This window comes from Vibrio sp. 1401, from assembly GCF_033340295.1.
Map to the genome: position 1 here is coordinate 1 of NZ_JAWOWF010000860.1, position 513 is coordinate 513.

The following is a 513-nucleotide window of genomic DNA, read 5'->3' on the forward strand; positions in this document are numbered from 1 at the left end:
AGCGAGCAGAAATACCAAAATGGATTTCACTGCTGTCTTGCTCAGGTATCAGCACCAGACAACCAATAGGAGTTTGAGAAGTGAGTTCTTCAATAGCGAAGACTAATAGATTGGGAGACTTTTGATCATATTGAGCGCGCCATCTTTCGATCGCTTCAAGGGTTTGATTAACATTTTGGTGGGCTTGGCGATTGAGGAAGCGGCATGCTTGCTCATCGCCTAAATAGTTTTCAAACAGAGGAGCAGCGTCTGTTGTTTTGAGGTATCTGATTGCCACTTGTTGAGATTCAACTCTCATCATGATTTAGCTCTGATAAACATTCGGTTTCCAGATTTGCATGAAGTTTTCTACTGGAGCAATAGGAGTGAACCCAAACTGTTCGTACAATCCATGAGCATCACGGGTTGCAAGCATCATACGGCGTAAGCCTTGTAGTTCTGGATGAGCAAGAATTCCTGAAATCAACCACTTACTGATGCCTTTACCACGGTGTGCCTCCACAACAAACACAT

General features: G+C 43.7%; 2 protein-coding genes. Both read right to left on the bottom strand.

The window, feature by feature from the left end:
* On the bottom strand, window positions 1-301 hold a 301-nt coding region (locus R7Z77_RS28565), incomplete at its 3' end, for a GNAT family N-acetyltransferase (RefSeq protein WP_411913229.1).
* Window positions 302-304: 3 nt separating this feature from the next.
* On the bottom strand, window positions 305-513 hold a 209-nt coding region (locus tag R7Z77_RS28570; protein WP_318137463.1), incomplete at its 5' end, for a GNAT family N-acetyltransferase.